Source organism: Nonomuraea sp. B19D2 (genome assembly GCF_040137845.1).
Classification (GTDB): Bacteria; Actinomycetota; Actinomycetes; order Streptosporangiales; family Streptosporangiaceae; genus Nonomuraea.
Genome location: NZ_JBEFAK010000019.1, coordinates 21,885 through 45,636 on the forward strand (window position 1 = coordinate 21,885; position 23,752 = coordinate 45,636).

Genomic DNA, 23,752 nt, shown 5'->3' on the forward strand with positions numbered 1-23,752 from the left:
TCCCCGCAAGGCCATCACCCATTCGTGACGCGGCCCGGTCTGCGTGGCCGTCCAAGGTCCGCCTGCGGCACCGCGTCGCCGTAGCAGCCGCATGTCGCCGCTTCTTGATCACTGAGCTTTTAGGTAGGTTTACGAGCAAAGTCGGAGGGTTACTGTTGAGCCGTATACCTCGATCACTACTTTGCTGGACGGAGAGGGCGTGGAAGACCAGGCGTGGGACGCGGGAATCGACATCGATGCCGAGCTGGCCAAGGTCAACCAGGAGTTAGACGACGTTCAGGCCAAGCTGGCGGAGGTCGACGGCCGGGGCGAGGGCGCCAAGGGTCTGGTGACTGTGCGCGTGGGGGCCGATGGCCGGCTGCTCGATCTGCGTCTCGACCCGCGGGCGCTGCGGCTCGGCTCCCACGCGCTGGCAGCGGCGATCATGGAGGCGGCGAACTCCGCCGCCGATCAGACGGCTGGCCGGATGCGTGAGATCATGGCGCCGTTCGCGGATGCGCCGTTCGTGGACGTCAACCGGCGCCCCACCCGATGAGCCAGTGGCTGGGTGAAACCGCGACCGGATTCGGGGTGCGGGCGGAGAGGGTCGCTCATGCCTCTCAAGGGGTGGCCTCGCTGACTGACCGGGTGGACGGGATCCGGAAACTCGCCGACCAGGCCAATGCCGAGCTGTTCCGCTTTCACCCGTGGGGCATGCTCGGCGAGATCGAGTTGCGCGGTGACTGCACGGCCCTGATGACAGAGTTCTCGGGGTTGTTGGACACCATGAGAAAGTCTCTCGATGACGTGGGCGAACGCCTGCGCAACACTTCGATCAACTATGCCGAGGACGATGAGGCCCTGCTGAGAGTCCTGGCCGCGGCCGCAGCCAGGAAGGAGGTCGAGCCGGAGGCCATCCGCGAGCTCAACCCCGCCTCCCGCTTCTACCGGGACCACCGCCTGCTCAACGGCATCATCGAGGCCCTGCCCTATCCCTTGGGACAGCTCGGCATGACTGCCCTGCTCGGCGTGCGTACCTACGGCGATGCCACCAGCGACGACCGGTTCAACCTCGGCTCCGACATCGCCCTGTTGACGCAGAGCGCCATCAGCACCTTCTTCGGCCTGCGAACCGGGCCGTCGACGATCAGAGCCGATCCGCTCGGGTACCTCCTGAACAATGGCGCCAAGTTCCTGATCAACGCCATGTACTGGGTGAAGTGGGCAGTGGACTGGGTCACTGGAGACCCGATCGCCACCGGGCAGGCCGCATACAACTTCGACAGCATGGCCACGAGCCTTCGCGGCCTTGCCCGAGGCTTCGAACAGGCGCTCGACGCCGCCTTCAAGGAAGGCGAGTGGCAGGGCGCCGTAAGCGAGGCGGCGCGGGCGCGACTCACGGCGTTCCACGAGGGGATCGCGGAGACCGGCGATCTGGCCGACAAGGTCGCCGCGAAGCTCCAGCTAGCATCCGCGATCATCGGCACCGTCGAAGGCATCATCCGGGAGACGGTCAACGGCCTCATCACCTGGGCGGTCAAGAACTGGTTTTACGCCTCGATGCTGGCAGGTCCGACCGGCGGCCAATCCATGGTGGTCGCCGCCAGGGAGATCAGCGCGGCCTCGGCCGACTCCGCCTCCCGAGTGGGAGCGATGATCGACAACGCGACGGCGCTCTTCAGGCGGCTGGCCGTGCTGATGAGGCGGGCCATCGCCGCGCTCGTCGACAGCAAGCGGCGGGCGTTCACCTTGCTACAGGGCTCGTCCTGGGGCCAGAAGAACATTCAGTACCCCTACGGCGCAAGGTACTCCCTGGGAATTGTCCGACAGGACGCCGGGGTGGCGGACGGGGTGCAGCTCACCTGGCGTCACTACGCCGCCAGCTTCCGAAGGCAGGCAAGGCAGCTCCCGTTGACCAACACGCTCGTTTCGTTCGGCTTCGTGGGCTACCGGGCCGACAAGCACGGCAAGCTGTATCCGGACGGGAAACAGAGGATCGGTATTTCGATGTACTCATATACGGACCGCGACGGCCAGACCAACGCGAAAACGAACTACCTGGCTCCCCCCGCCTCCACCGCGGTCTACGCGCTACCGTTCGCGCGCTCCTGGCAGTACAACCACCGAGCCGGCGAGGTTCCCCCGACCGGGGACATCGCCGCCAAACTGAAGATGTGAAACTCCACCCCTTGGGGGTGATGCCGGAGGAGATCGCGTGTGGTGGCGAACCAGGCGGCCACTACGGTCCAGGTGGCTCCCAGGACGGTGTGGGAGGGCACCGCCGTCGAGCAGGCGCTACGGCCAGCAGGGTGATGGCGGCAGCTAGACAGGCGACGGCGATCACGAGGGGCCAGGCGAACGGGCCGTTGCCCAGGCGCCGTGCCGGGCCGGCCGAGTTTCTCGCGGAGGTGGGCCTGGTTTGCTGCTGCTGGGTGGCGTAGAGGGTTTGACCCGTTCGTAGGCGATGTCACAAGAGACCCAGACACGAAGGCGCGTCTAACGCCCCCGCCCCGCCCCGAACCCCAAAGCGCCGCAACGGCGAGACGCAGTACCGGAGCCCGGCGCTCATCAACGGCGCCCAGCCGGGCGCTGGCGCCGATATAGGAACGCCGGAGCCGCGAAAGGCGGGCCGAAGGGCCGTCAGTCGGCCAGCCACTCCAGGATGCGCAGCGGGTCGGGCAGCGGCCGGCCGTTCGGGGGGCGGAGCCAGGAGACGGGTTGGCCGGTGGGCAAGGTCGAAGGCGGCGCGAGCACGTAGCTGTCGCGGCAGTGCCACCGCAGCCCGGGCGTGTCCTCGATCGTTCCCGGGTCGCAGTCGAGGTGACACGACCACCATTCGTCCTCGTCCTCGGGATTGCCGCGGGTGGCCACGTAAAACAAGACCCGGTCGCCGTTGGCGGCGACCGGGCCGGGGTCCGCTCCGGCGTTGTCGATCCTGGTGAGGGCCGACAGGCCGAGGGCGAGCGGTACGTCGAAGACGTCGAACACGCGTCCGGTGGGCAGAATCACGTTGGCCTCTGGCTCGGCCCGCCACCAGCGCGTCAGCTGCGCGCTGTCCGTCGTGGCCTGCATGTGCCAGGCAGGCGACAGCGGATGGGCACCCGGGTCGGGACAGCCGAGGCGGTCACAGGAACAGGCGCGCGCGCCGTGGCGCAGCGGGTAGGCGCCCGGCACGACGGGCCAGCCCATGGCGGCGTATTCGAGCACGGCGCCGATGCGTGTCGGCCGCGACCGTTTTCTGGTACGCCGAGCCAGTGGTACCCCCACCATGGTGTCTCCCGTCGAGTCCAGCGCCTGAGGAGATCCCGGCTCCGGGGCAGCAGTACGCACCACGCGGGACACACCAGCACTTGTTATCGCACTCTAACGCACACGCCTCAGGAGTCGACGGGAAACCCCAAGGTTAGAGACCTCGTGCCACTTCCGTTGCCCAGTACGTGAGGATCAGATCGGCCCCGGCGCGCTTGATCGCGACCAGCGATTCCATGATCATCCGATCCCGGTCGACCCACCCGTTGGCCGCGGCCGCCTCGATCATGGCGTACTCGCCGCTCACCTGGTAGGCCGCCACCGGCACGTCCACCTCGTCGCGGACGCGGGTGATGACGTCGAGGTAGGCCAGCGCCGGCTTGACCATGACGGCGTCGGCGCCCTCGGCGAGGTCGAGCCGGACCTCGCGCAGCGCCTCGTTCAGCGGCCCCGCGGGGTCCTGCTGGTGGGTGCTGCGGTCGCCGAACTGCGGCGCGCACTCGGCGGCCTCGCGGAAGGGCCCGAAGAAGGCGGACGCGTATTTCACCGAATAGGCCAAGATCGGGACGTTGCCGTAACCGGCCCCGTCCAGAGCCGACCGGATGGCCCCGACCTGGCCGTCCATCATCCCGCTCGGCGCCACCATCTGCGACCCGGCGGCGGCCTGGGCCACCGCGATCGAGGCGTACCGCTCCAGCGTGGCGTCGTTGTCGACGTCGCCGGACGGGGTGAGGATCCCGCAGTGCCCGTGGTCGGTGAACTCGTCGAGGCATGTGTCGGCCATGACCACGATCGCGTCGCCGACCTCGGCGTTCACGTCGCGCAGCGCCACCTGCAGGATGCCGTCGGGATCGTCGGCGGCCGAGCCGCGCGCGTCCTTCACCGCGGGGATGCCGAACAGGATGAGCCCGCCCACGCCCGCCTCCGCCGCCTCATGCGCGGCCTTGCGCAGCGAGTCGCGGGTGTGCTGGACGACGCCCGGCATCGAGGCCACGGGCTGCGGCTCGGTGATGCCTTCCTTGACGAACAGGGGCAGGATCAGGTCGGCGGCGTGCAGCCTGGTGCCCGCCACCATCCGCCGCAGGGCGGGGCTGCGCCGCAGCCGCCGCGGCCGCGCGATGGGGTATTCAGCGCTCATTTGCCTCTCCTCCTGGCGCCCCGGCGGTTCTGTGAGGGCTTGCGCGGAGTGTCGCCCGCCGCCAGTGCCGCCTGGCGCTGCTTGGCTCCGTACTCGGCCACCGCGGCCGCCAGGGCGGACGCGGACGGCTTGTCGGCCATGACGTCCACGCGGAGCCCGAACTCCTCGGCCGTCTTCGCGGTCTGCGGCCCGATGACCGCGATCACTGTCACGTTGTGCGGTTTGCCGGCGATGCCCACCAGGTTGCGCACGGTGGACGAGGACGTGAAGAGCACGGCGTCGAAGCCGCCGCCCTTGATCGCCTCGCGGATGGGCGCGGGCGGCGGCGCGGCCCGCACGGTGCGGTACGCGGTGACGTCGTCGCACTCCCAGCCCAGCTCGGTGAGCCCGGCCACCAGCGTGTCCGTGGAGATGTCGGCCCGTGGCAGCAGCACGCGGTTGATCGGGTCGAGCATCGAGTCATAGGGCGGCCACTCGGCCACCAGCCCTTCGGAGGACTGCTCCCCCGACGGCAACAGGTCTGGCTTGACCCCGAACTCGACCAGGGCCCGCGCGGTCGCGTCGCCCACGGCCGCCACCTTGAGCCCGGCGAAGGCCCGCGCGTCGAGCCCGTACTCCTCGAACTTCTCGCGCACGGCCTTGACCGCGTTGGCGCTGGTGAAGGCCACCCACTCGTAGCGGCCGGTGACGAGCCCCTTGATGGCGCGGTCCATCTGCTGCGGCGTGCGGGGCGGCTCGACCGAGATGGTCGGCACCTCCTCGGGCACCGCGCCGTACGCGATGAGCTGCTCGGACAGGCTGCGGGACTGCTCCTTGGTACGGGGCACCAGCACCCGCCACCCGAACAGCGGCTTGGTCTCGAACCACGACAACTTGTCACGCAGCCCCACGGCCTCGCCGACCACGATGAGCGCCGGCTCGGTGAACCCGGCGTGCTTGAGGTCGGCCTGGAGCCGGCCGAGCGAGGACACCACGGTGTACTGCTCGGTGGTGGTGCCGCCGCTGCTGACCGCGACGGGCGTGCTGTCGGGCTTGCCGCCCGCGATGAGCGCCTTGCCGATGGCCACGGCGTCGGAGATGCCGTTGTAGATCACCAGCGTGCCGCGGCAGGCGGCGTGGGCGGGCCAGTCCTGCTCCTGTGCGGCGTCCACGACGCGGAACTCGGGCACGGCGGTCGCCGCGGGGATGCCCGCGTACGTGAGCACGGCGGTCGCGGGCGGCACGCCGGGCACGATCTCGAAGTCCACCTCCGCCGCGGCGCAGGCCGCGACCTCCTCGGTGATCGAGGAGAACAGCATCGGGTCGCCCTCGCACAGGCGCACCACGAGCTGCCCGTGCTTGGCGCGCTTGACCAGGTCGTCCTCGACGACCTCGACGCCTTCGCGGCAGTGGCGCAGCAGCGGGCGGTGCGTTTCGTCGCCGAGCAGCACGGCGTCGGCTTTGGAGAGCAACTCGGCGGCACGGAGCGTGAGCAGGTTGGGATCGCCGGGCCCCGCGCCCACGAATGCGACGAAACCGGAGGTTGGACTATCGGAGCTCAATGGGAATGCTCCCCCATCAATCTGTCGGCTCCTTCGGCGATCATCTCGGCCGCCAGGCGGCGACCTAGGTTTACAGCCTCCGAAGGAGAGCCGGCGGCGGACTTGCGGACCGCCTCGCGGCCGTCGATGGAGACGACCACGGCGGTCAGGTTCAGAGTGTGCCCGTCATCGGCCGCGAAAGCACCCACCGGAGCTGCGCAACCAGCCTCGAGAGCCGACAGCACGGCTCGCTCGGCGGTCACCGCGGAGCGCGTGCGCGGGTCGTCAAGCACACTCAGGAACTCGATGAGGTCGGTCCTGTCGGACCTGCACTCCACGGCCAGCGCGCCCTGACCGGGAGCGGGCAGCAGCTCCTCCACCTCGAAGATCTGCGCGATGTCGGCCTCGCGACCGATCCTGGTCAGGCCGGCCGAGGCCAGCACGACCGCGTCGAGCTCACCTGAGGTTACCTTGCCGATACGGGTGTCGGCGTTGCCGCGGATCGGGACGTACTCCAGGTCGGGGCGGAGCGCCCTGAGCATGGCGATCCTGCGCGGCGAGCCGGTGCCGACCCTGGCCCCCGGCGCCAGGTCGGCGAACTTGTGCGGGCCGACCAGCGCGTCACGGTGGTCGTGGCGGGCGGGGATGGCGGCCAGCGTGAAGCGGGGGTCCTGCGTGGTCGGCAGGTCCTTCAGCGAGTGGACGGCGAAGTCGACCTCGTCCTCGATGAGCTTGTCGCGCAGCGCGGTGACGAACACGCCCGTCCCGCCGAGCTGCGCGAGGTGGGCCTTGGTGACGTCGCCGAACGTCGTGACGCCGACCAGTTCGACCGCGCGTCCTGTGCGCTTGATGTAGGCGTCGGCCACCATCTGCGACTGCGTGGTCGCCAGCAGGCTGCGGCGGGTCCCCAGCCGCAGAGCTCCCGACGTCACAGCTCCACCTCCCTCACGGCCTCGGGCATCTTGGGATCGAGATTGAACAGCTCACGCAGCGCTTCCGCATAATGATCGCCTCCTGGGCAGGTGGCGAGCTGCTTGACACGCACAGTGGGCTCGTGAAGCAGTTTGTCGACGACTCGCTGCACGGTCATGGCGACCTCGTCCCGCGCCCGCTCGTCGAGGTTCGGCACGCGCATGAGGAGGCGCCCGAGCTCCGACTCGACCACGCTCGCCGCCTTGGTGCGCAGCGCCACCACGGTCGGGGTGACCTTGGCGGCCCGCTCGGCGTCGAGGTAGGCCCGCAGCTCCTCGGTGACGAGCCCGCGTACGGAGGCCACGGAGTCGCCCTCGCGGGCGCCGATGCCGGACTCCTTGATCGTCTCCAGGTCCACCAGCGTGACGCCGGGCACGGCGCGCACGGCCGGGTCGATGTCGTGGGGCAGCGCCAGGTCCAGGAGGAAGGCGGGCCCGTTCAGCATGCCGGGGGTGATGATGTGGCGGCCTGCGCCGGTGCAGGTGATGACGATGTCGGCGCCGGGGAGTTCGTCGGCCACGGCGGAGAAGGCCACGGCTCTGCCGCCGACCGACTCGGCGAGCCGGGCGCCGCGCTCGAACGTACGGTTGGCGACCACGATGTCGGTGACGCCGGCGCGCGCCAGCGTGACGGCGGCCAGCGAGCTCATGGAGCCCGCGCCGACCACCAGCGCCCGCCGGCCGGCCAGGTCGCCCGCCAGGGCCAGCCCGGCGGAGACGAGGGAGGCGCCGGCCTGGTCGATGCCGGTCTCGTGGTGCGCCCGCTTGCCGACCCGCAGCGCCTGCTGGACCAGCTCGTTGAGGGTGGCGCCGACGGTGCCGTGGCGCTGCGCCAGCTTGAGCGCCTGGCGGACCTGGCCGAGGATCTGGCCCTCGCCCACGACCATGGAGTCGAGCCCGCACACCACGGAGAACAGGTGCTCGACGGCCTGCTCCTCGTAGTGCACGTAGAGGTGCGGCGTCAGCTCCTCGACCGGTACGCCCGAGTGGACGCCCAGCAGGCCGGTCACAGCGGTGACGGCGGCGTGGAAGCGGTCGACCGTGACGTAGACCTCGACCCTGTTGCAGGTCGAGACCACCATGGCCTCCGCGACGCAGGGATCCTGCTGCACGTCGTGCAGCAGCTTGGCGAGCGCGTCGCCCGACACCGAGACGCGCTCCAGCAGGGCCACCGGAGCTGTCCGGTGGCTGAGTCCGATAGCCAGAACACTCATTGACTGTCCATCGCCATGAGTGGCCCCCCAGCCTTGCGTTGCTCGTGGAACGCGAGAATCTGCAGTTCGATAGATAGGTCGACCTTACGGACATCGACGCCTTCCGGCACGGAAAGCACAACCGGGGCGAAGTTTAGGATGCTGGTCACGCCCACGGAAATCACGCGATCGCACACTTCCTGCGCCGCTGCCGCCGGTGTCGCCAGAACCACGATCGAGACTCCACGCCGCTTGATGACGGCTTCCAGTTCGTCGATGTGTTCAACATTCAACCCCGCGATGGTGTCGCCCACGACTTCGGGGTCGGCGTCCACGAGCGCCGCGACCCGGAAGCCTCGGGAGACGAAACCGCCGTAGTTGGCCAGCGCGCGGCCGAGGTTACCGACTCCGACGATCGCGACCGCCCAGTCTTGCGTCAGGCCGAGCTCACGGGAGATCTGGTAGACGAGGTACTCGACGTCATACCCTACGCCCCGGGTGCCGTATGAGCCCAGGTGTGACAGGTCTTTGCGCAATTTAGCGGAATTGACCCCCGCCGCCACGGCGAGGTCCTCGGAGCTGACGGTCGCGATGCCCCGCTCGGCCATCCCGTGCAGCGCCCGGAGGTACAACGGAAGCCTGGCGACCGTCGCCTCGGGGATGCCGCGGTCACGGGATTGGGACGGGCTCTTCACGTGCCGGAGCTCCAGGGGACGGGCGGCGTGGGGGCCGCGTGAACGGAATCGAACCGTCTTTCAGGTTAATCCCTTTGTGAACCGATGCACAAAGTCGTAGGGGTGCTGTCCGCGTATGCAGGGGTACCTTGTGCGGTATGCATCGCATCACCTTGCTCGGCAAGCCCGGCTGTCACCTCTGTGAGGACGCGCGTGAGGTCATCGCCAGGGTGGCGGGCGAGCTCGGCGTGCCCTGGGAGGAGGTCAGCATCGAGTCCTCCGAGGAGCTCCAGGAGAAGTACTGGGAGATGATCCCCGTCACGCTGATCGACGGTGTGCAGCACGACTTCTGGCGGGTGGACGAGGCCCGGCTGAGGAAGGCCCTCAGTACATAGCCGTCGGCAGCGGCACCACCTTCGCGGCGTTGACGTTGAGCTCGATGACGTTGGTGGCCAGCACCATCGACTGCCGCTCGTTGATGAATCTCTCGACGTGCGGCTGGCGCTGGTGGTCGCGGTAGGCGACCTCGTCGCGGTAGAGCTCGTAGACGATGCGCTGCAGGGGCGCCGACTTCACCGCGTGGCAGGCGTACACGAGGGTGTCGGGCTCGCCGCGGCGGACGGCCTCGACGGTCGCCTCGGCCAGCCGGTCGAACGCCTCCCCGGCGCCGTCCATGAGCGTGAAGACGGTGAGCAGGCCGTAGATGTTCGGGGACGGCTTGCCGGAGCCCGGCTGCTGCTGCTGCGCGGGCGAGAACATCTCGGCGCCCGGATAGACCGCCCCCGTCGCCGGCATGGCGTGGTCGGGACGCTGGGCCTGCGCCGGTCCGGCGGGCGACCCGCCGTTCATGATGTAGCCGGTCGCGGGTCCTGAGTCGGGCGGCGGCGCCATGCGCGCGGCGTAGTCGACCTCCTGGTCGCCCGCGCGATATTCGGCCACCAGATCGCCGAGCCCCGACGACCTGCGCGGCGGCGAGGGCGGCAGGCCGGGAGCGCCGGGCACGGGCTCCGGCATGCCCCTGGGGACCGGCTGAGGCTGCGCGGGTCCTTGCTCGCGGGGCATGGGCCGCTCCTCGCGATGCTGCGCGCGCTCGTCGCGATGCTGCGCACGCTCCTCGCGGCGCTGAGAGCGATCGTCCCGGCGCGGGGCGCTCTGGTCGCGGTCAGGGCCGAAGTCGTCCTCGTCGTCGTCCTCGTACGGCGCCAGGGGCCGCAGCACGGTGTACCAGACGGCCGCCCCGGCGACGACGAGCAGCGCGGTGGTGAACAGCGCGGCCACCGTGAACCTCATCGCGCCCACGAGCGCCAGCCCCGAGGGGACGATGACCGCGGCCGCGTGCAGGTTGTCGGTGTCGTACTCGTCGCCCTCACGCCACTTGAGCCCGGCGACCACGAGCATGGCCAGCATGACCAGCACGGCGACGGAGTGCACGCCGATCAGCAGGTAGCTCGGGAAGATCCCCCAGAAGTTCGCGCCCGCGGGCAGCGTCTTGCCCGCCACCTCGGTCTTGAGCGGGTCGAAGATCATGATCGTGCCGGCGACGATGGTCAGCGCGATGCCGAACAACCACGACAGGAACCTCGGCGGCACCTGCTCCACCAGCAGCTGGACCAGGCCGACCGCCAGCCAGAGCGGCACCAGCAGCGACCCCGTCACCTGGTAGAGGCGGAACGTCACCTCGCCGAACCCGAAGATGTATCCGATGCCGATCACACCCAGTGAAAGGCACAGCGACGCGACTGAAACGGTCCAGGCGATCAACCACCCCTCGGACTCGTCGCGAAGCCGTTGGATCAGGGCGCCGGCGGCGACCGCCGCCATGAGCGCACCGGCGAAAGCTATGACAGCAACGAGGATCTCCATGGTGACTCCAATGCTGCCGGACTATGCCTCCAAGCCGGTAGCCGAAGAGGGAAGGGGCCGGATGACACCGTATCCGGCGATTACGCCTAGTCATGCCAGCAAGCTGTGGATTGTGGAATTTCCGGTTGATTTCTAGAGTGTTCGAGCACGCCGCACCCCTTACCCCTAGGGATACCGGATGCCTGACTCGTCGCCGTTCGCCGGGCTGCTTGCGCCAGCGATCGCTGCGCCTGCCCGGACGGGCGAGCCCGCCGTGCGCGAAGAAGTGCCAGACGACATCCGTACGCTGGTGCTGGAAGCCAAGAGCGGATCCACGGATTCTTTTGGCACGCTCTACGACCGCTACGTGGACCTCGTCTACCGCTACATCTATTTCCGGGTGGGATCGCACCAATTAGCCGAGGACCTCACCAGCGAGACCTTCCTGCGGGCGTTGCGCAGGATCGGCGACTTCACGTGGCAGGGGCGCGACTTCGGCGCATGGCTCGTGACCATCGCGAGAAACCTCGTCACCGACCACTTCAAGTCAGGGCGCTACCGGCTGGAGATCCCGACGGGCGAGATCATCGACGTCCCGCTCGACGGCTCGCACATTCCCGAGAACGCCGTGGTCAACGCCATCATCAACGACCGTGTGCTGCGCGCCGTCCGAGATCTCAATCCCGAACAGCAGGAATGCGTCGTGCTGCGCTTCCTGCACGGTCTCTCGCTCGCGGAAACCGCGCTGATCATGGGGAAGAAGAGTGGAGCGATCAAAGCGCTGCAGTTCCGTGCCGTTCGGGCGCTGGCCAGGGCACTCAAGCACGACCTGGCGTAACCTCCCCCATCCGCACCTCGTTAAGCAGATGTCACTACCGGATCCGTCAGGGAGCTGTCATGGGTAGGGCGCGCATTCGGCGGGAGCGCGTGCTCGAGCACCTCGCGGAGCTGCGCAGCCTGCCTCTCGGGGGCGCCCCCGAGCCCGCCTTCCGCGAGCGCCTGCGGGCGCAGCTCGTCTCCGGCGTGCTCCCCGCCGAGGAGCCGAAGGCCGCCGAGCACACGCGTCGCCACCGGCCGCTGCTGTCGCAGCTGGCCGCGGTAGGGCTGGCGGCGGCCATGATGGTCTCCGCGTTCGCCACGTACGAGTCGATGCCGGGAGACTCCCTCTACCCGCTCAAGCGCGCCGCGGAGAGCACGCTCGTACGTCTCAGCAGCGACGACGCCGAACGCGGCGAGCGCGAGCTCGACCTGGCCAAGACCCGGGCCAGGGAGGTCGCCAGCCTGCTCGGCTCGGCCGAGGACGGCCCGCTCGTCAGCAAGACGCTGAAGGACATGGAGGCGTCCACGCGCTCGGGCATCAGCCGCCTCGAACGGGCGGAGCCGCGCTCGTCGAAGATCAAGACTTTCGCGCAAGACCAGAAGAAGGTGGTCGGGCCCATGGTCAAGGAGCTCGACGACTCTCAACTGGCCCAAGCAGAGGGATACCTTGACTACATCGAGGGTCTGGCCGCCCCTGAGTAGGTAAGTAAGCTGAGGCCCATGTGGCGGCTATTTCGACGACACCAGGTGGAGCCAGAGGCCGCCGGCGAGGCCGCGGCGCGGGCGGCGGTCACGGTCGCCCCTGTCGAGCCGGACCTCCAGGCGGCGGCCTTCTTCGACGTCGACAACACGATGATGCGCGGGGCCTCGATCTACCACTTCGCCAGGGGGCTGGCCACGCGTGGCATGTTCACGACGTCCGACCTGCTGAAGTTCGCGGTCGGGCAGGCGGTGTTCAGGCTGCGGGGCAACGAGAACCCCGAGCACATCGCGGTGGCCAGGGAGACGGCGCTGGCGTTCGTCGCGGGGGCCAAGGTCGACGACGTCGTACACCTCGGCGAGGAGATCTACGACGAGGTCATGGCCGACCGCATCTGGGGCGGCACCAGAGCGCTCGCCCAGAGCCACCTGGACGCGGGCCAGCGCGTCTGGCTCGTGACCGCCACGCCCGTGGAGCTGGCCCGGGTCATCGCGCAGCGGCTCGGCCTGACGGGCGCGCTCGGGACGGTCGCGGAGACCCAGGACGGGGTCTACACGGGGCGACTGGTGGGCGACCTGCTGCACGGGCCGGCCAAGGCCGAGGCGGTGCGCGCGCTGGCCCGCCGCGAGGGCCTCGACCTGACCCGCTGCGCGGCCTACAGCGACTCGGCCAACGACCTGCCCATGCTCTCGCTGGTGGGGCAGGCGGTGGCCATCAACCCGGACAGCGAGCTGCGCGAGCACGCGAGGAAGCACGAGTGGCCGATCAAGGACTTCCGCACCGGCCGCAAGGCCACCCTCACCGCCCTGCCCATCGCCGCCGGCGTGGGCGCGGTCGCGGGGGGCGTCGCGGCCGGCATCGCCCTGCGCCGCCACTATCGCGGCCAGGCGTGACCCCAGGTCGTCAGCGGAGGCGTTTGAACAGCTGGCCGGCCTGCGGTTGCTTCCACTTCACCCGGTTCTTGTCCTCCGGGTCCGGCATCCACGGCACCGTTACGAAGGACAGCTTGGTCCGGGACAGCTCCGTGGCCAGCTCGTACATGGATTCCAGGCTCAAATCCGTCTTGACCGACTTGCGCACCTCGCCCAGGAAGGACTTGAGCCGGTCGGGCGAGGACAACCCCGACCGGGCCTTCTTGAGCATCGCCAGCACGAGCCCCTGCTGCCGCTTGATCCGCTGGACGTCAGATCCGTCGCCGTAATGGCGCAGCCGCACGTACCCCAACGCGGCCTCCCCGTTCAGCATGCTCTTCCCCGCGGGCAGCTTGAGCTTGGACTTGTTGTCGTCCACGGGCGCGGGCAGCATGACCTCCACGCCCCCGAGCGCGTCGACCATGCCCTTGAAGCCGGTGAAGTCCACCTCCACCGAGTGCTGGATCCGCAGCCCGGTCAGGGACTCCAACGTCCGCTTGAGGCAGTCGGCCCCGCCGGTGTTGTACGCCGAATTGATCATGTCGCGCCTGGCGGGCGACGAGCCGCACGCCGGGATCTCGACCATGGAGTCGCGCGGGACGCTGACCGCGGTGGCCTTCCCGCGGTCGGCGGGGACGTGGACGATCAGGATCGTGTCGGAGCGCTGCCCCACTCCCTGCCTGGCCAGCATGGGCCCGTACTTGGCGTTCCCCGCCCCCTCCCGGGTGTCAGAGCCGATCACCAGCACGTTCCTGGCCCCGCTCATGTCCACGGTCTGGGACCCGGCGGGTGGCGCGGCCGTGTGGCGGTCGGCGATCAGGACGGTGGGCACGGCGACCGCGGCGGCCGTGGCGACGGCCACCAGGCCGGCCGTCCACCAGCCCGTCCACCGGCGCCGCGGACGGGCGCGCAGCAGGCGCTCGCGCTGGCGGACGAGCGTCGCGGGCGGCTCGTGCCCCAGCTCCCCTCCGAGGTCCCGGAGCAGCTTCAGGTCGTCCATCGTCACTCCTCCTCCATGGGGTTGGTGTCGCCGAGCGCGGCCCGTACCTTCCGCCTGCCCCTGTTGAGGCGGGAGCGCACGGTTCCGACGGGGATGCCGAGCGCCCGCCCGACCTCCTCATACGTGAGATCGCCCCAGGCGATCAGCAGCAGCACGTCGCGGTCCTTGGCGGGCAGCGCCGCGAGAGCGCCGGCCAGCTCCGACCGGACGGCCTGGGCGGTGACCCCGGCGGCCACCCGGTCGGCGGGCGACTCGACGTCGGAGTCGACAGGGGCACGCAGGAGGGCGCGGTAGCGGGCGGCCTCCTTGCGGTGGTGCCGGGAGATGAGCTTGGTGAGAATGCCAAAGAGCCACGGCCGGGCGTCCGGGTACGCCAGGTCGTAGCTCTTCCTGCGCGAGAACGCGACCAGGAACGTCTCTCCGACGAGGTCCTCGGCGGGCTCCGGGCCGAGCCGTTTGGAGACGTACCGGTAGAGCATGGCGGAGTAGCGGTCGAAGAGCTCAGCGAACGCCTCGGGTTCGGTCCACGAGGCGCTCACAAGCTCCGAGTCCGCACCCCTGGTGGCGGGTTGCGTGATCATCTCCGCCCTTCTGTGGGGGATCGGTCACGGATGTCTTGCCGCAACCCGCCGTCAGGGTTCACGCGGGAGGCGTCAGAGCTCCTTGAGCTGGCCTCCGTCGATCACGAACTCGGCGCCGGTCGTGCTGCCCGAGCGGGGCGACACGAGCAGGGCGACCGCGTCGGCGATCTCCTGCGGGTGGATGAGCCGCCCGGTGGCGAGCTTCATCATGGCAGGGGCGACCTCGGAGATCACGCTCTCCTTGTCGGAGCCGACCATGCCCGCCATGACCTCGGCCGCGCCGCCCTCCTTGGTCCACCAGTCGGTGAGCACCGCGCCGGGCGTCACCGTGTTGACCCTGACGCCCTGGGAGCCGTACTCCTCGGAGACGGCCTTGCCGACATGGCTCAGGGCCGCCTTCGCGGCCCCGTAGTCGACGTTCATGGCGCCGGGCTGCCTGCCCATGGTGGAGGAGACGTTGACGATCGAGCCGCCGCCCCGCTCGAGCATGAGGGGCACGGCGGCACGGATCATGCGTACGGCGGAGAAGAGGTTGAACTCGAACATCGCGCGCCAGTCGCCGTCGCCGGGAGTCATGAAACCCACCCGCGGCAGCGTCACCCCGGGCGGCGGGCCGCCGGCGTTGTTGACCAGGATGTCCACCCCGCCGAACTCCGCCACGGCCCGGGCCACGACCCGCGCGGGCGCCTCGGGGTCCATCAGGTCGGCGGCGGCGTGCACGACCTTGTCGGGCCATTCGTCCGTACGGGTCCGCGAGACGGCCACGACGTGCGCGCCCTCCTCGGCCAGGGTGCGCGCGACGGCGAGTCCGATGCCCTTGGACGCGCCGGTGACGACGGCGACGCGGCCGGAGAGCTGAAGATCCATGGGGATTCCTTTCGGTGTTCGGCAAGCGAATCGCCCTTTGAACACCGAAGGCCCCGCGCCGGTTTCACAGGAGGGGCGGGAAGGCGTGTCCTCTGCGCAGCCGCAGCTCGTTCAGCATCTGCTGGATGACCTCGCGTACGTGGTCGGTGAGGTTGAACACCAGCATGGGGTCGTCGGCCGCCGACGGTTCGTACTCGTCGGTGCGGATCGGCTCGCCGAACTCGATCATCCACTTGGACGGCAGCGGCACCAGCCCGAGCGGCCCCAGCAGCGGGAAGAACGGCGTGATCGGCAGGTAGGGCAGCCCGAGCAGCCTGGCCAGGGACTTCAGATCGCCGATCTTGGGATAGATCTCCTCCGCCCCCACGATCGCGATGGGCACGATCGGCACCCCGGCGCGGATCGCCGAGGCCACGAAGCCGCCGCGGCCGAACCGCTGCAGCTTGTAGCGGTCGGAGAACGGCTTGCCCACGCCCTTGAAGCCCTCGGGGAACACCCCGACCAGCTCGCCCTTGCGCAGCAGCCGGTCGGCGTCCTCGCGGCAGGCCAGCGTGTGGCCGGTCTTTCTGGCCAGGTGGCTGAGCACCGGGAGCTGGTAGACCAGGTCGGCGCCGAGCAGCCGCAGCGGCCTGCCGGCCTCGTCGTGCATGGCCACCTGCAGCATCAGCGCGTCGAGCGGCAGCGTGCCCGAGTGGTTGGCGACGACCAGCGCCCCGCCCTCGTCGGAGATGTTCTTCAGCCCGACCGTCTCGACCCTGAACCAGTCGTTGTAGAGCGGCCTGATCAGCTCGAGGATCACCTTGTCGGTCAGCTCGGCGTCATAGCCGAACTCGTCGACCTCGTAGTCGCCCTCGACACGCCGGCGAAGGAAGGCCAGCATGCTGGCCACCCGGTCGGGCTCCTCGTAGGACGGCGCCGCGCTGATCGGGATCACGCGGGCGTCCTCATGCGCAACGCTCAACTCCGCACACCTCCGAACGAGTGGAGGCCGCGCGATCGCAGGAAGTCGTCGAACGCCGCCCCTGTCGTGAACTTGGGCTTCCAGCCGAGCGCAGCCTCCAGCGCGGAGGTGTCGACCGCGCGGCCATGGCACAGCAGCCTGACCTGCTCGGGCGAGTATTCGACCAGCCCGATCCTGCGTGCGGTGTTGCCCAGCACCTTGAAGGCGGGTGAGAACAGCGGCAGCGACAGCCGCCCCGCCCGCCTGGCGCACTGCGACAGCAGCAGCACGCCTGCCCCGGCCACGTTGAACGTGCCGGGGTGGTCTTCGGTCGCCATCCGGCGCAGCACCTCGACCGCGTCGTCCTCATGGACGAACTGCAGCCGGGGGTCGAAGCCGAACACGGTCGGCAGCACCGGTTGGGTGAAGTAACGCGTCAGCGGTGAGTCGACGCCGGGCCCCATGAAGTTGACGAAACGCAGCATCGACACAGTCACGTCGGGGCGGCGCCGCGCGAAGCCCCGCACATAGCCCTCGACCTCGGCCGCGTCCTTGGCGTAGCCGTGGGTCGGGCCGTCCTGCGGCTCCAGGTCCTCGGTGAACACCGCGGGATCCCGGGGCGACGAGCCGTAGACGGCGGTGGTGGAGCGCACCACCACGCGCCGCACGGTCGCCGACCGCTGGCAGGCACCAAGCAGCTGCATGGTGCCGATGACGTTGTGCTCTTTCATCGCGGCCCTGCCACTGCTCCGCGAAGGAGCACTGACCAGGCTCATGTGCACAACGGTGTCGATGTCCGCAGCCGCGATCACCTGAGCGATGTCAGGGCTGCGCAGATCCACCCGGACGAACTCAGTCCGGCCGAGAGAGATGCCACCGTCCCGCGTCAGCGAGGGGGGCGGCACGGTGTCAACTCCAATGACGCGGCTGATGTCCGGGTCGGAAGACAGAACGCTCGCCACCCGGGCGCCTATGTGGCGCGAGACCCCGGTGACAAGCACGGTGTGGGTCATCAGCGCCTCGCAGCTGCGTACGTTACTTCTTGTTACGCCGCTGGATGCGCGTCTTCTTCAGCAGCTTGCGGTGCTTCTTCTTAGCCATCCGCTTGCGGCGCTTCTTGATCACAGAGCCCACGGGACCCCCAGGTGCTGGTAGCAAGTCTTGACGGAGTGCGAGCGCACACCGGCTCACAGACTACCGGCGATGGACGGTAGATCGCCCCACCGGGGGGTGAGAGCCCGGTCGCGTCGTTTTGACGGCCGGGCCCCCCTCGACAGCATTCACGACATGACTGGTCACGTCGCTACTTCAACCTGCCTCGATGTAGGCCTCCCGTAGATAGTCGTGTACCGCCTGCTCAGGCACCCTGAACGAGCGGCCGACACGGATGGCCGGCAACTCGCCGGAGTGGACGAGCCGGTACACCGTCATCTTGGACACCCTCATGACCGTCGCCACTTCCGCCACGGTCAGGAACTTCACCTCGCTGAGAGGTCTTTCGCCTGCAGCCATCGGACGCCTCTTCCGCACGTGTTTCCGGGTTATCCCCACTGGTGCCATTGCTCACGCACGTGTACTGCCGTCAGCGTAAGTCGGGACTCCGGGTGCGCAAACCCCCTAGTTTCTCAGTTGCCGGAGCCACCTGTCAGCCGAACCAGCGAAATCGCTGGCCAGCAGCCGGGCCGAGCACCTCACTTGGACGTTGGAACTGTCCAAGTTGCCACACATAAGAGTCGCCGGAGCGCCATCAAAAGTTGGCAAAGGGACAGCGAGCCCCTTGGAATGCAGGCGCGAAAAGACGGTATCGGGAGGGCCGAATTCGACTCAAAGGGCTCGTGAGACCTGAGTGACGAGCCGCTCCGTCAGCGGAGCGTAAAAGCGTGGTAGCACATTGTCATCAAGCGGCACGACCACGTCAATCTTGCCCTCGGCCTCGCCGAGGAACAGACCGGGGTCGTTGCAGTCGGCGAACGCCACGGTGTGCGCACCCGCCTCTCCCGCCGCTCCCGCCCAGCCGTGGTCGGCGATCACGAGGTCGGGAAGCTCCCCACCGAGCTGCTCGATCATGTGGCGCATGGGGACCGCGTCGTGGGTGTGCACGAATGCGCCCCGGTCGTCGAGCATTGCGATGTCCTGGAGATAACGGATCTTGCGCCGGCGTCCGAAATTCGATCCGGAATAGGTCCATCCCTCGCCCGGCGTGAGCAGTTCGGCCCCGCGCTCGGCGCACAGGCGCGCCAGCGGCAGGTGCACGGCGAGCAGCCCGGTCGGGTGGCCGGTGGCGAACAGGACGCGCGGGCTCTCCCGCGACAGGACGGCGGCGATGGACTCGGCCATGTCGTCGAGCGCGTCGATCGTCAGGTCGGGGTCGATGGTGTCCTGGCCCCAGCGGTGGTCGGGATCGGGCACCACGCCCGCCGACTTGGCCATCAGCGCCAGGATGTCGCGGTACGACCACGGCTGGTCGAAGGTCAGGCCCAGCCTGTAGTACGGGTCGCCGTTGGCGAGCGAGCTGTAGTGGTCGAGATTGTTCTCTCGTGGAGTCGCGACGTCGCCGGCTATTCGCGTGTGGACAAGATGCTCTCGGAGTTCGTCGCGGCTCAGCACAGCTTCTTCCTCGTTAGGGCATTGGATCGAGGCCGTGCAGGGGGAAGACCGCATGTCGGGTCGCCATGATCGCACGGTCAATGGGGTCCGCTGGGTCATAACCACCAGATAGGTCGCGAAATTCCGGATTGCGACCATCTGTCATCGTCAGCGGCGGCGTCTCGCCCGTACGTTCCCTGACGAACTGGCGCCAGCTCTGGCTCGTGGGGGTGTCCGGATCGACCGGATGGCCCGCCAGCTCGGCGATGAGATGGGTCCACGCCCGCGGCACCACCTGCACCAGCTCGTAGCCCCCGCCGCCGGTCGCGATCCACCGGCCGCCGGCCGTCTCGTGGGCCAGGCGGTGCAGGGCGGCGTACGCGGCCCGCTGGCCGTCGACGCTGAGCATCAGGTTGGCCAGCGGGTCGAGCGCGTGGCTGTCACAACCGTGCTGGGTGACCAGGATCTCCGGCCTGAACTCGTGCAGCAGCGGCGGCACGACCGCGTGGAAGGCCCGCAGCCACCCGGCGTCGCCGGTCTCCGCCGGGAGCGCGACGTTGACGGCCGTGCCCTCCGCGCCGGTCTCCTCGGGAAACCCGGTGCCGGGGAAGAGCGTGCGCGGGCTCTCGTGCAGGCTGATCGTCAGGACCCTGGGGTCGTCGAAGAAGGCCGCCTGCACGCCGTCGCCGTGGTGGACGTCCACGTCCACGTACGCGATGCGGCCCGCCCCCTGCCTCAGCAGCCACGCGATGGCCAGCGCGGGATCGTTGTAGACGCAGAACCCGCTGGCCGTGGCGGACATCGCGTGGTGCAGGCCGCCGGCGACATTGACCGCGTGCTCGGCCGTGCCCTCCCAGACCGAGCGGGCGGCGGCCAGCGACGCTCCGGCGATCAGCGCGGAGGCCTCGTGCACGCCCTTGAACGCGGGGTTGTCCGGCGTGCCGAGCCCGCAGGCGAGGTCGGGCGCCCCGGAGACGGAGACGCGTTTGACGGCCTCGATGTAGCCCGGGTCGTGGACCATGGACAGCTCGGCGTCGCTCGCGGGCACGCAGCCGGCCATCTCGACCTTGTCGAGCACGCCGAGCGCGCGGGCGAGTGCCATGGTCAGCTCCACCCGCACGGGGGCGAGCGGATGGCTCGGACCGAAGTTGTAGGAGGTGAGAGCGTCGTCCCAGATCACCCGTGCCGACCGACTCATCCCCAACCCCTCCACGTGCCCTCGCCTTGGCGCCGACGTTACCGCAGCGCACACGCGTCGTTGTAGGCGGTGATCCGCAAATTTCGTGGCTTAGTGTCTTGAGCGTGCGGCGAACCTTCCTCAAGACCGTGCGCTTCTTCAGACGCCCCAGGGTCTTCGACACGACGTTTGTGATCGTGCTCTCCCTCCCCGCCTTGTTCGCGGTACCGGTCATGATCGTGGTGGGCGACACGTCGGCGGCCCTGAGCTCGGTGCCCTACCTGGCAGGCATGGCGGCCCTGCTCATGCGCCGTCGGCGGCCCATCTTGACCATCGGACTGGTGGCCGCGATCGACGCCGCGAGCATCCCGACGGGGCTGGCGGCGACCGCCAATGTGCCCGCGGCCATCGCGTTGTACAGCGTGGGCCGCTACACGGCGGGGCGCACGACCGCGATCACGACGAGCGCGGCGTGCGTGGCGTACGCGGTGACACTGCAGCTGAGCAGGCCGGACACCAACAATTGGGTAGCGGCGGTGTTCCTCGTCGGCGTGCCCGTGGGCATCGGCCTGATCGTGCGGCTCAGGGCCGAACTGGCCGAGCGCGGCAGGCGCGAGATCGCCGACGCCGCCGTGCGCGCCGAGCGGCGGCGCATCGCCAGGGAGCTGCACGACGTGGTCGCCCACCACATCACCGTCATCAACGCCCTGGTCGGCGGCGCGCGCGCCACGCTGCCGCCCGGGCAGGAGGTCACCAGGGACGCGCTGGAGAGCGCCGAGCAGACCGCCCGCCAGGCCATGTCCGAGATGCGCCGCCTGCTCGACGTGCTCAGGGCCGACGGCAGCGAGGGACCCGACGCCGCGACGGGGGTGGGCGCGGACCGGCTACCCACGCTGATCAAAGAGGCGAAGTCGGCGGGGCTGCCGGCCAGCCTGACCGTGACGGGAGAGCCCGTCGAGCTGCCCGCTGCCGTGGACCACGCCGTCTACCGGATCGTGCAGGAGGCGCTCACGAACACCCGTAAGCACGCGGTCAGTGCCAGGGCGAGCGTGCGGCTGACGTACGAGCCCTCGGCCGTGGAGGTCGAGGTGGTGGACGACGGGCTGGCGGCAGGGGGCGGCGCGCCGGGGTTCGGGCTGGGCGGCATGGCCGAACGGGTGGCGTTATGCGGCGGCCAGCTCTCGACCGGCCCGCGCCCAGAAGGCGGTTTCCGCGTGCACGCCCGCATCCCCTTGGCGGCGACGTGATCAAGGTGTTGCTGGCGGACGATCACGAGCTGGTCCGCAAGGGATTCAAGCTGATGCTCGACGCGCAGCCGGACCTCCGGGTGGTCGGCGAGGCCGGGGACGGCGTGGAGGCGGTGGAGCTGAGCAGGCGCCTGCGGCCCGACGTGGTGCTGATGGACCTGCACATGCCGGGCCTCGACGGGGTGCGGGCGACCGAGCTGATCACCGCGGAGCTGCCGGAGGTGCGGGTGCTCGCGCTGAGCACGTTCGACCTGGACGAGAACGTGGTCGCGGCGCTCAGGGCGGGCGCCGGCGGGTTCCTGCCCAAGGACGTCTCCCCCGAGGAGCTGATCGAGGGCGTGCGCGTGGTGCACCGGGGCGAGTCCGCCGTCGCGCCGCGCCTGCTGAGCCGGCTGATCGGCACGTTCGTACGGGACTCCCGCACAAGCTCCGTGCCCGCCGAGCTGGCCGGGCTGACCGGGCGCGAGCGGGAGATCCTCGTGCTCATCGCCCGCGGCCGGTCGAACACCGAGATCGCCGCGGAGCTGTCCGTCTCCCCCTCGACCGTCAAGAACCACGTGACCAACCTGTTCGCCAAGATCGGCGCCAGGGACCGGGCGCAGGCGGTGATCGTGGCCTACGAGGCGGGGCTGATCCGCCCAGGAGAGTAGGACCAGGCTCCTAGATCGCCTCCCGGGAAACGGTCCCCGGGCAGGAAGAAACCGGGCGCGGCCGGCGGCACGCTGAGCTCATGACCGCGATCCGCGCAACGAACCTGAGCAAACGCTACGGCGCCACCCCCGCCGTGTCAGACCTGTCGTTCGACGTCGAGCCCGGTCAGGTGACCGGCTTCCTGGGCCCGAACGGAGCCGGCAAATCCACGACCATGCGCATGATCCTCGGCCTCGACCGGCCGTCCGGCGGCTCCGTTCTGGTGGACGGCCGGCCGTACGCGGAGTTGCGGCATCCCCTGCGCAAGGTCGGCGCGCTGCTGGACGCCAAGGCCGTGCACGGCGGGCGCAGCGCGTACAACCACCTGCTGGCCATCGCGCAGAGCAACGGCATCCCCGCGAGCCGCGTGGGCGAGGTGCTGGAGACCGTGGGCCTGCGCGAGGTGCGCAAGCGGCGGGTCGGCGGCTTCTCGCTGGGCATGTCGCAGCGGCTCGGCATCGCCGCCGCGCTGCTGGGAGACCCCGGGATCCTGATCTTCGACGAGCCCGTCAACGGGCTCGACCCCGACGGCATCCTGTGGATCCGCACGCTCATGCGCAAGCTGGCCGCGGAGGGCCGGACGGTGTTCGTCTCCAGCCACCTGATGAGCGAGATGGCGCAGACCGCCGACCACCTGATCGTGATCGGCAAGGGACGGCTCATCGCCGACACGAGCGTGCAGGAGTTCATCGGGCGCAGCTCGCAAGGGTACGTACGGGTGCGCTCGCCCCGGCTGGCCGAGGTGGCGGAGCTGGTCAAGGTGGGCGAGCTGCACCCCGACCACCTGCGTGTCACCGCGCTGAGCACGCTCGAGATCGGCACGCTCACCGCTCGCGCCGGGATCCCGCTGGAGGAGCTGACGTTCGTGCAGCCGTCGCTCGAAGCGGCCTACATGGAGCTGACCAAGGACAGCCTGGAGTTCTCGTCATGATCGACATCCTGAGGTCCGAATGGACCAAGATCCGCTCTGTCCGCTCCACCATGTGGACGCTGGGCGTCACCGCGCTGCTGATGCTCGGCATCGCCACGCTCATCAGCGCCTCCGCCAAGGGCTCGGCCGACGGGCCCGTCCCCGCCGACAACGCGATCGCGATGGGCCTGATCGGCACCATGTTCGCCGCGTTGTCCATGGCCACGCTGGGCGTCCTGGTGATCTCCAGCGAGTACCGCACGGGCGGCATCCGCACGTCGCTGATGGCCGTGCCCAAGCGCATGAACCTGCTGACCGGCAAGATCACGGTGTTCACGGCGGTGTCCCTGATCGTCTGCACGGTCGCGTCCGCCGCCTCGCTCCTCGTCAGCCTGGTGATCACGCAGCCGCCGTCGCTCGAGACGGGCGCGGTGGTGCAGGCGGTGGCCGGGGGCGGCCTGTACCTGACCGCGTGCGGCCTGTTCGGGCTCGGGCTCGGCACGCTCGTCCGGCACACGCCGGGCGCGATCGTCTCGGCCATCGCGCTGATGCTGGTGCTGCCCCAGCTGACCACCGCGCTGCCCGGGCAGTGGGGCAAGACCGTGTCCGACTACTTCACCACCAACGCGGGCTCGCTGATCGTGATGGACAGAGGGGACAACTCGCTCGATCCGTGGAGCGGGTTCGGCGTCTACCTCGCCTGGGTCGCCATCGCCATGATCGCGGGCGCCGTGCTGATGCAGAAGCGGGACGCCTGA

The 23,752-nt window shown here is 69.5% G+C and carries 26 protein-coding genes; 10 read left to right on the plus strand and 16 right to left on the minus strand.

What is annotated here, in order from left to right:
• Positions 1-199: 199 nt before the first annotated feature.
• On the plus strand, positions 200-535 hold the full coding sequence (locus ABN273_RS30890; protein ID WP_349452579.1) for a YbaB/EbfC family nucleoid-associated protein: 336 nt from the start codon (positions 200-202) through the stop codon (positions 533-535).
• A 71-nt stretch (positions 536-606) separates the two neighbouring features.
• Positions 607-2,157, plus strand: a complete 1,551-nt coding sequence (locus ABN273_RS30895; protein ID WP_349452580.1) for a hypothetical protein — start codon at positions 607-609, stop codon at positions 2,155-2,157.
• A 462-nt stretch (positions 2,158-2,619) separates the two neighbouring features.
• Here ABN273_RS30895 and ABN273_RS30900 read toward each other — a convergent pair whose 3' ends face one another.
• The 6 genes from ABN273_RS30900 to ABN273_RS30925 all read right to left on the minus strand — a co-directional run bounded on the left by ABN273_RS30900 (position 2,620) and on the right by ABN273_RS30925 (position 8,745).
• Positions 2,620-3,249 (minus strand): bifunctional DNA primase/polymerase, encoded by a 630-nt coding sequence (locus ABN273_RS30900; RefSeq protein WP_349452581.1) that lies wholly within the window; start codon positions 3,247-3,249, stop codon positions 2,620-2,622.
• A gap of 133 nt (positions 3,250-3,382) precedes the next feature.
• Positions 3,383-4,366 carry a porphobilinogen synthase gene (hemB, locus tag ABN273_RS30905; RefSeq protein ID WP_349452582.1) on the minus strand — a complete coding sequence of 328 codons (984 nt, stop codon included), beginning with the start codon at positions 4,364-4,366 and terminating at the stop codon, positions 3,383-3,385.
• Positions 4,363-5,868 carry a bifunctional uroporphyrinogen-III C-methyltransferase/uroporphyrinogen-III synthase gene (locus ABN273_RS30910; RefSeq protein WP_349452583.1) on the minus strand — a complete coding sequence of 502 codons (1,506 nt, stop codon included), beginning with the start codon at positions 5,866-5,868 and terminating at the stop codon, positions 4,363-4,365. Before ABN273_RS30910 ends, hemB begins: the two co-directional genes overlap by 4 nt.
• A 35-nt stretch (positions 5,869-5,903) precedes the next feature.
• Complete coding sequence (gene hemC, locus ABN273_RS30915) at positions 5,904-6,818, minus strand: hydroxymethylbilane synthase (protein WP_349452584.1); 915 nt, start codon at positions 6,816-6,818, stop codon at positions 5,904-5,906.
• A complete protein-coding gene (locus ABN273_RS30920) occupies positions 6,815-8,071 on the minus strand; it encodes a glutamyl-tRNA reductase (protein ID WP_349452585.1) in 1,257 nt (418 codons plus the stop codon). Before ABN273_RS30920 ends, hemC begins: the two co-directional genes overlap by 4 nt.
• Positions 8,068-8,745 carry a redox-sensing transcriptional repressor Rex gene (locus tag ABN273_RS30925; protein WP_349452586.1) on the minus strand — a complete coding sequence of 226 codons (678 nt, stop codon included), beginning with the start codon at positions 8,743-8,745 and terminating at the stop codon, positions 8,068-8,070. The genes ABN273_RS30920 and ABN273_RS30925 overlap by 4 nt, the downstream gene beginning before the upstream one ends.
• A gap of 137 nt (positions 8,746-8,882) precedes the next feature.
• On the opposite strand from ABN273_RS30925, the gene ABN273_RS30930 reads away from it, so the two are divergent.
• Positions 8,883-9,119, plus strand: coding sequence for a glutaredoxin family protein (locus tag ABN273_RS30930; protein WP_349452587.1), 237 nt, complete (start codon positions 8,883-8,885; stop codon positions 9,117-9,119).
• Here ABN273_RS30930 and ABN273_RS30935 read toward each other — a convergent pair.
• Positions 9,109-10,587, minus strand: a complete 1,479-nt coding sequence (locus ABN273_RS30935) for an antibiotic biosynthesis monooxygenase (protein WP_349452588.1) — start codon at positions 10,585-10,587, stop codon at positions 9,109-9,111. The two genes, ABN273_RS30930 and ABN273_RS30935, sit on opposite strands and share 11 nt — an antisense overlap.
• Positions 10,588-10,765: 178 nt before the next feature.
• Here ABN273_RS30935 and ABN273_RS30940 point away from each other — a divergent pair, with 178 nt between their 5' ends.
• From ABN273_RS30940 to ABN273_RS30950, 3 genes are read left to right on the plus strand one after another with little or no spacing between them, the layout of a single operon-like run.
• Positions 10,766-11,404: a sigma-70 family RNA polymerase sigma factor gene (locus tag ABN273_RS30940; RefSeq protein WP_349452589.1), complete on the plus strand. Its 639-nt coding sequence runs from the start codon at positions 10,766-10,768 to the stop codon at positions 11,402-11,404.
• A gap of 59 nt (positions 11,405-11,463) precedes the next feature.
• The gene (locus ABN273_RS30945; protein ID WP_349452590.1) at positions 11,464-12,087 is read left to right on the plus strand and encodes a DUF5667 domain-containing protein; all 624 of its coding nucleotides are present in this window, start codon (positions 11,464-11,466) and stop codon (positions 12,085-12,087) included.
• 18 nt (positions 12,088-12,105) lie between these two features.
• Entirely contained in the window at positions 12,106-12,978 is an 873-nt protein-coding gene (locus ABN273_RS30950; RefSeq protein ID WP_349452591.1) for an HAD family hydrolase, read from the plus strand.
• A gap of 10 nt (positions 12,979-12,988) precedes the next feature.
• Here ABN273_RS30950 and ABN273_RS30955 read toward each other — a convergent pair whose 3' ends face one another.
• The 9 genes from ABN273_RS30955 to ABN273_RS30995 form a co-directional block, all read right to left on the minus strand.
• A complete protein-coding gene (locus tag ABN273_RS30955; protein WP_349452592.1) occupies positions 12,989-13,996 on the minus strand; it encodes an LCP family protein in 1,008 nt (335 codons plus the stop codon).
• Between the two features lie 2 nt (positions 13,997-13,998).
• The gene (locus ABN273_RS30960; RefSeq protein WP_349452593.1) at positions 13,999-14,577 is read right to left on the minus strand and encodes an RNA polymerase sigma factor; all 579 of its coding nucleotides are present in this window, start codon (positions 14,575-14,577) and stop codon (positions 13,999-14,001) included.
• A gap of 72 nt (positions 14,578-14,649) precedes the next feature.
• Complete coding sequence (locus ABN273_RS30965) at positions 14,650-15,444, minus strand: SDR family NAD(P)-dependent oxidoreductase (RefSeq protein ID WP_349452594.1); 795 nt, start codon at positions 15,442-15,444, stop codon at positions 14,650-14,652.
• 64 nt (positions 15,445-15,508) lie between these two features.
• Complete coding sequence (locus tag ABN273_RS30970; protein WP_502911156.1) at positions 15,509-16,405, minus strand: lysophospholipid acyltransferase family protein; 897 nt, start codon at positions 16,403-16,405, stop codon at positions 15,509-15,511.
• The gene (locus tag ABN273_RS30975; RefSeq protein ID WP_349452595.1) at positions 16,402-17,397 is read right to left on the minus strand and encodes an NAD-dependent epimerase/dehydratase family protein; all 996 of its coding nucleotides are present in this window, start codon (positions 17,395-17,397) and stop codon (positions 16,402-16,404) included. Before ABN273_RS30975 ends, ABN273_RS30970 begins: the two co-directional genes overlap by 4 nt.
• 22 nt (positions 17,398-17,419) lie before the next feature.
• Positions 17,420-17,518, minus strand: a complete 99-nt coding sequence (locus ABN273_RS30980) for a 30S ribosomal protein bS22 (RefSeq protein ID WP_018654693.1) — start codon at positions 17,516-17,518, stop codon at positions 17,420-17,422.
• A 174-nt stretch (positions 17,519-17,692) separates the two neighbouring features.
• The gene (locus ABN273_RS30985; protein WP_043629748.1) at positions 17,693-17,896 is read right to left on the minus strand and encodes a helix-turn-helix domain-containing protein; all 204 of its coding nucleotides are present in this window, start codon (positions 17,894-17,896) and stop codon (positions 17,693-17,695) included.
• A gap of 312 nt (positions 17,897-18,208) precedes the next feature.
• Positions 18,209-18,991, minus strand: coding sequence for a phosphatase (locus tag ABN273_RS30990; RefSeq protein ID WP_349452596.1), 783 nt, complete (start codon positions 18,989-18,991; stop codon positions 18,209-18,211).
• A 13-nt stretch (positions 18,992-19,004) separates the two neighbouring features.
• A complete protein-coding gene (locus ABN273_RS30995) occupies positions 19,005-20,168 on the minus strand; it encodes an acetoin utilization protein AcuC (RefSeq protein WP_349452597.1) in 1,164 nt (387 codons plus the stop codon).
• A gap of 104 nt (positions 20,169-20,272) precedes the next feature.
• Here ABN273_RS30995 and ABN273_RS31000 point away from each other — a divergent pair, with 104 nt between their 5' ends.
• The 4 genes from ABN273_RS31000 to ABN273_RS31015 all read left to right on the plus strand — a co-directional run bounded on the left by ABN273_RS31000 (position 20,273) and on the right by ABN273_RS31015 (position 23,752).
• Positions 20,273-21,394 carry a sensor histidine kinase gene (locus ABN273_RS31000; RefSeq protein ID WP_349452598.1) on the plus strand — a complete coding sequence of 374 codons (1,122 nt, stop codon included), beginning with the start codon at positions 20,273-20,275 and terminating at the stop codon, positions 21,392-21,394.
• Positions 21,391-22,044 (plus strand): response regulator, encoded by a 654-nt coding sequence (locus tag ABN273_RS31005; RefSeq protein ID WP_349452599.1) that lies wholly within the window; start codon positions 21,391-21,393, stop codon positions 22,042-22,044. Before ABN273_RS31000 ends, ABN273_RS31005 begins: the two co-directional genes overlap by 4 nt.
• A gap of 80 nt (positions 22,045-22,124) precedes the next feature.
• Positions 22,125-23,015 carry an ABC transporter ATP-binding protein gene (locus ABN273_RS31010; protein WP_349452600.1) on the plus strand — a complete coding sequence of 297 codons (891 nt, stop codon included), beginning with the start codon at positions 22,125-22,127 and terminating at the stop codon, positions 23,013-23,015.
• Positions 23,012-23,752, plus strand: a complete 741-nt coding sequence (locus ABN273_RS31015; protein WP_349452601.1) for an ABC transporter permease — start codon at positions 23,012-23,014, stop codon at positions 23,750-23,752. Before ABN273_RS31010 ends, ABN273_RS31015 begins: the two co-directional genes overlap by 4 nt.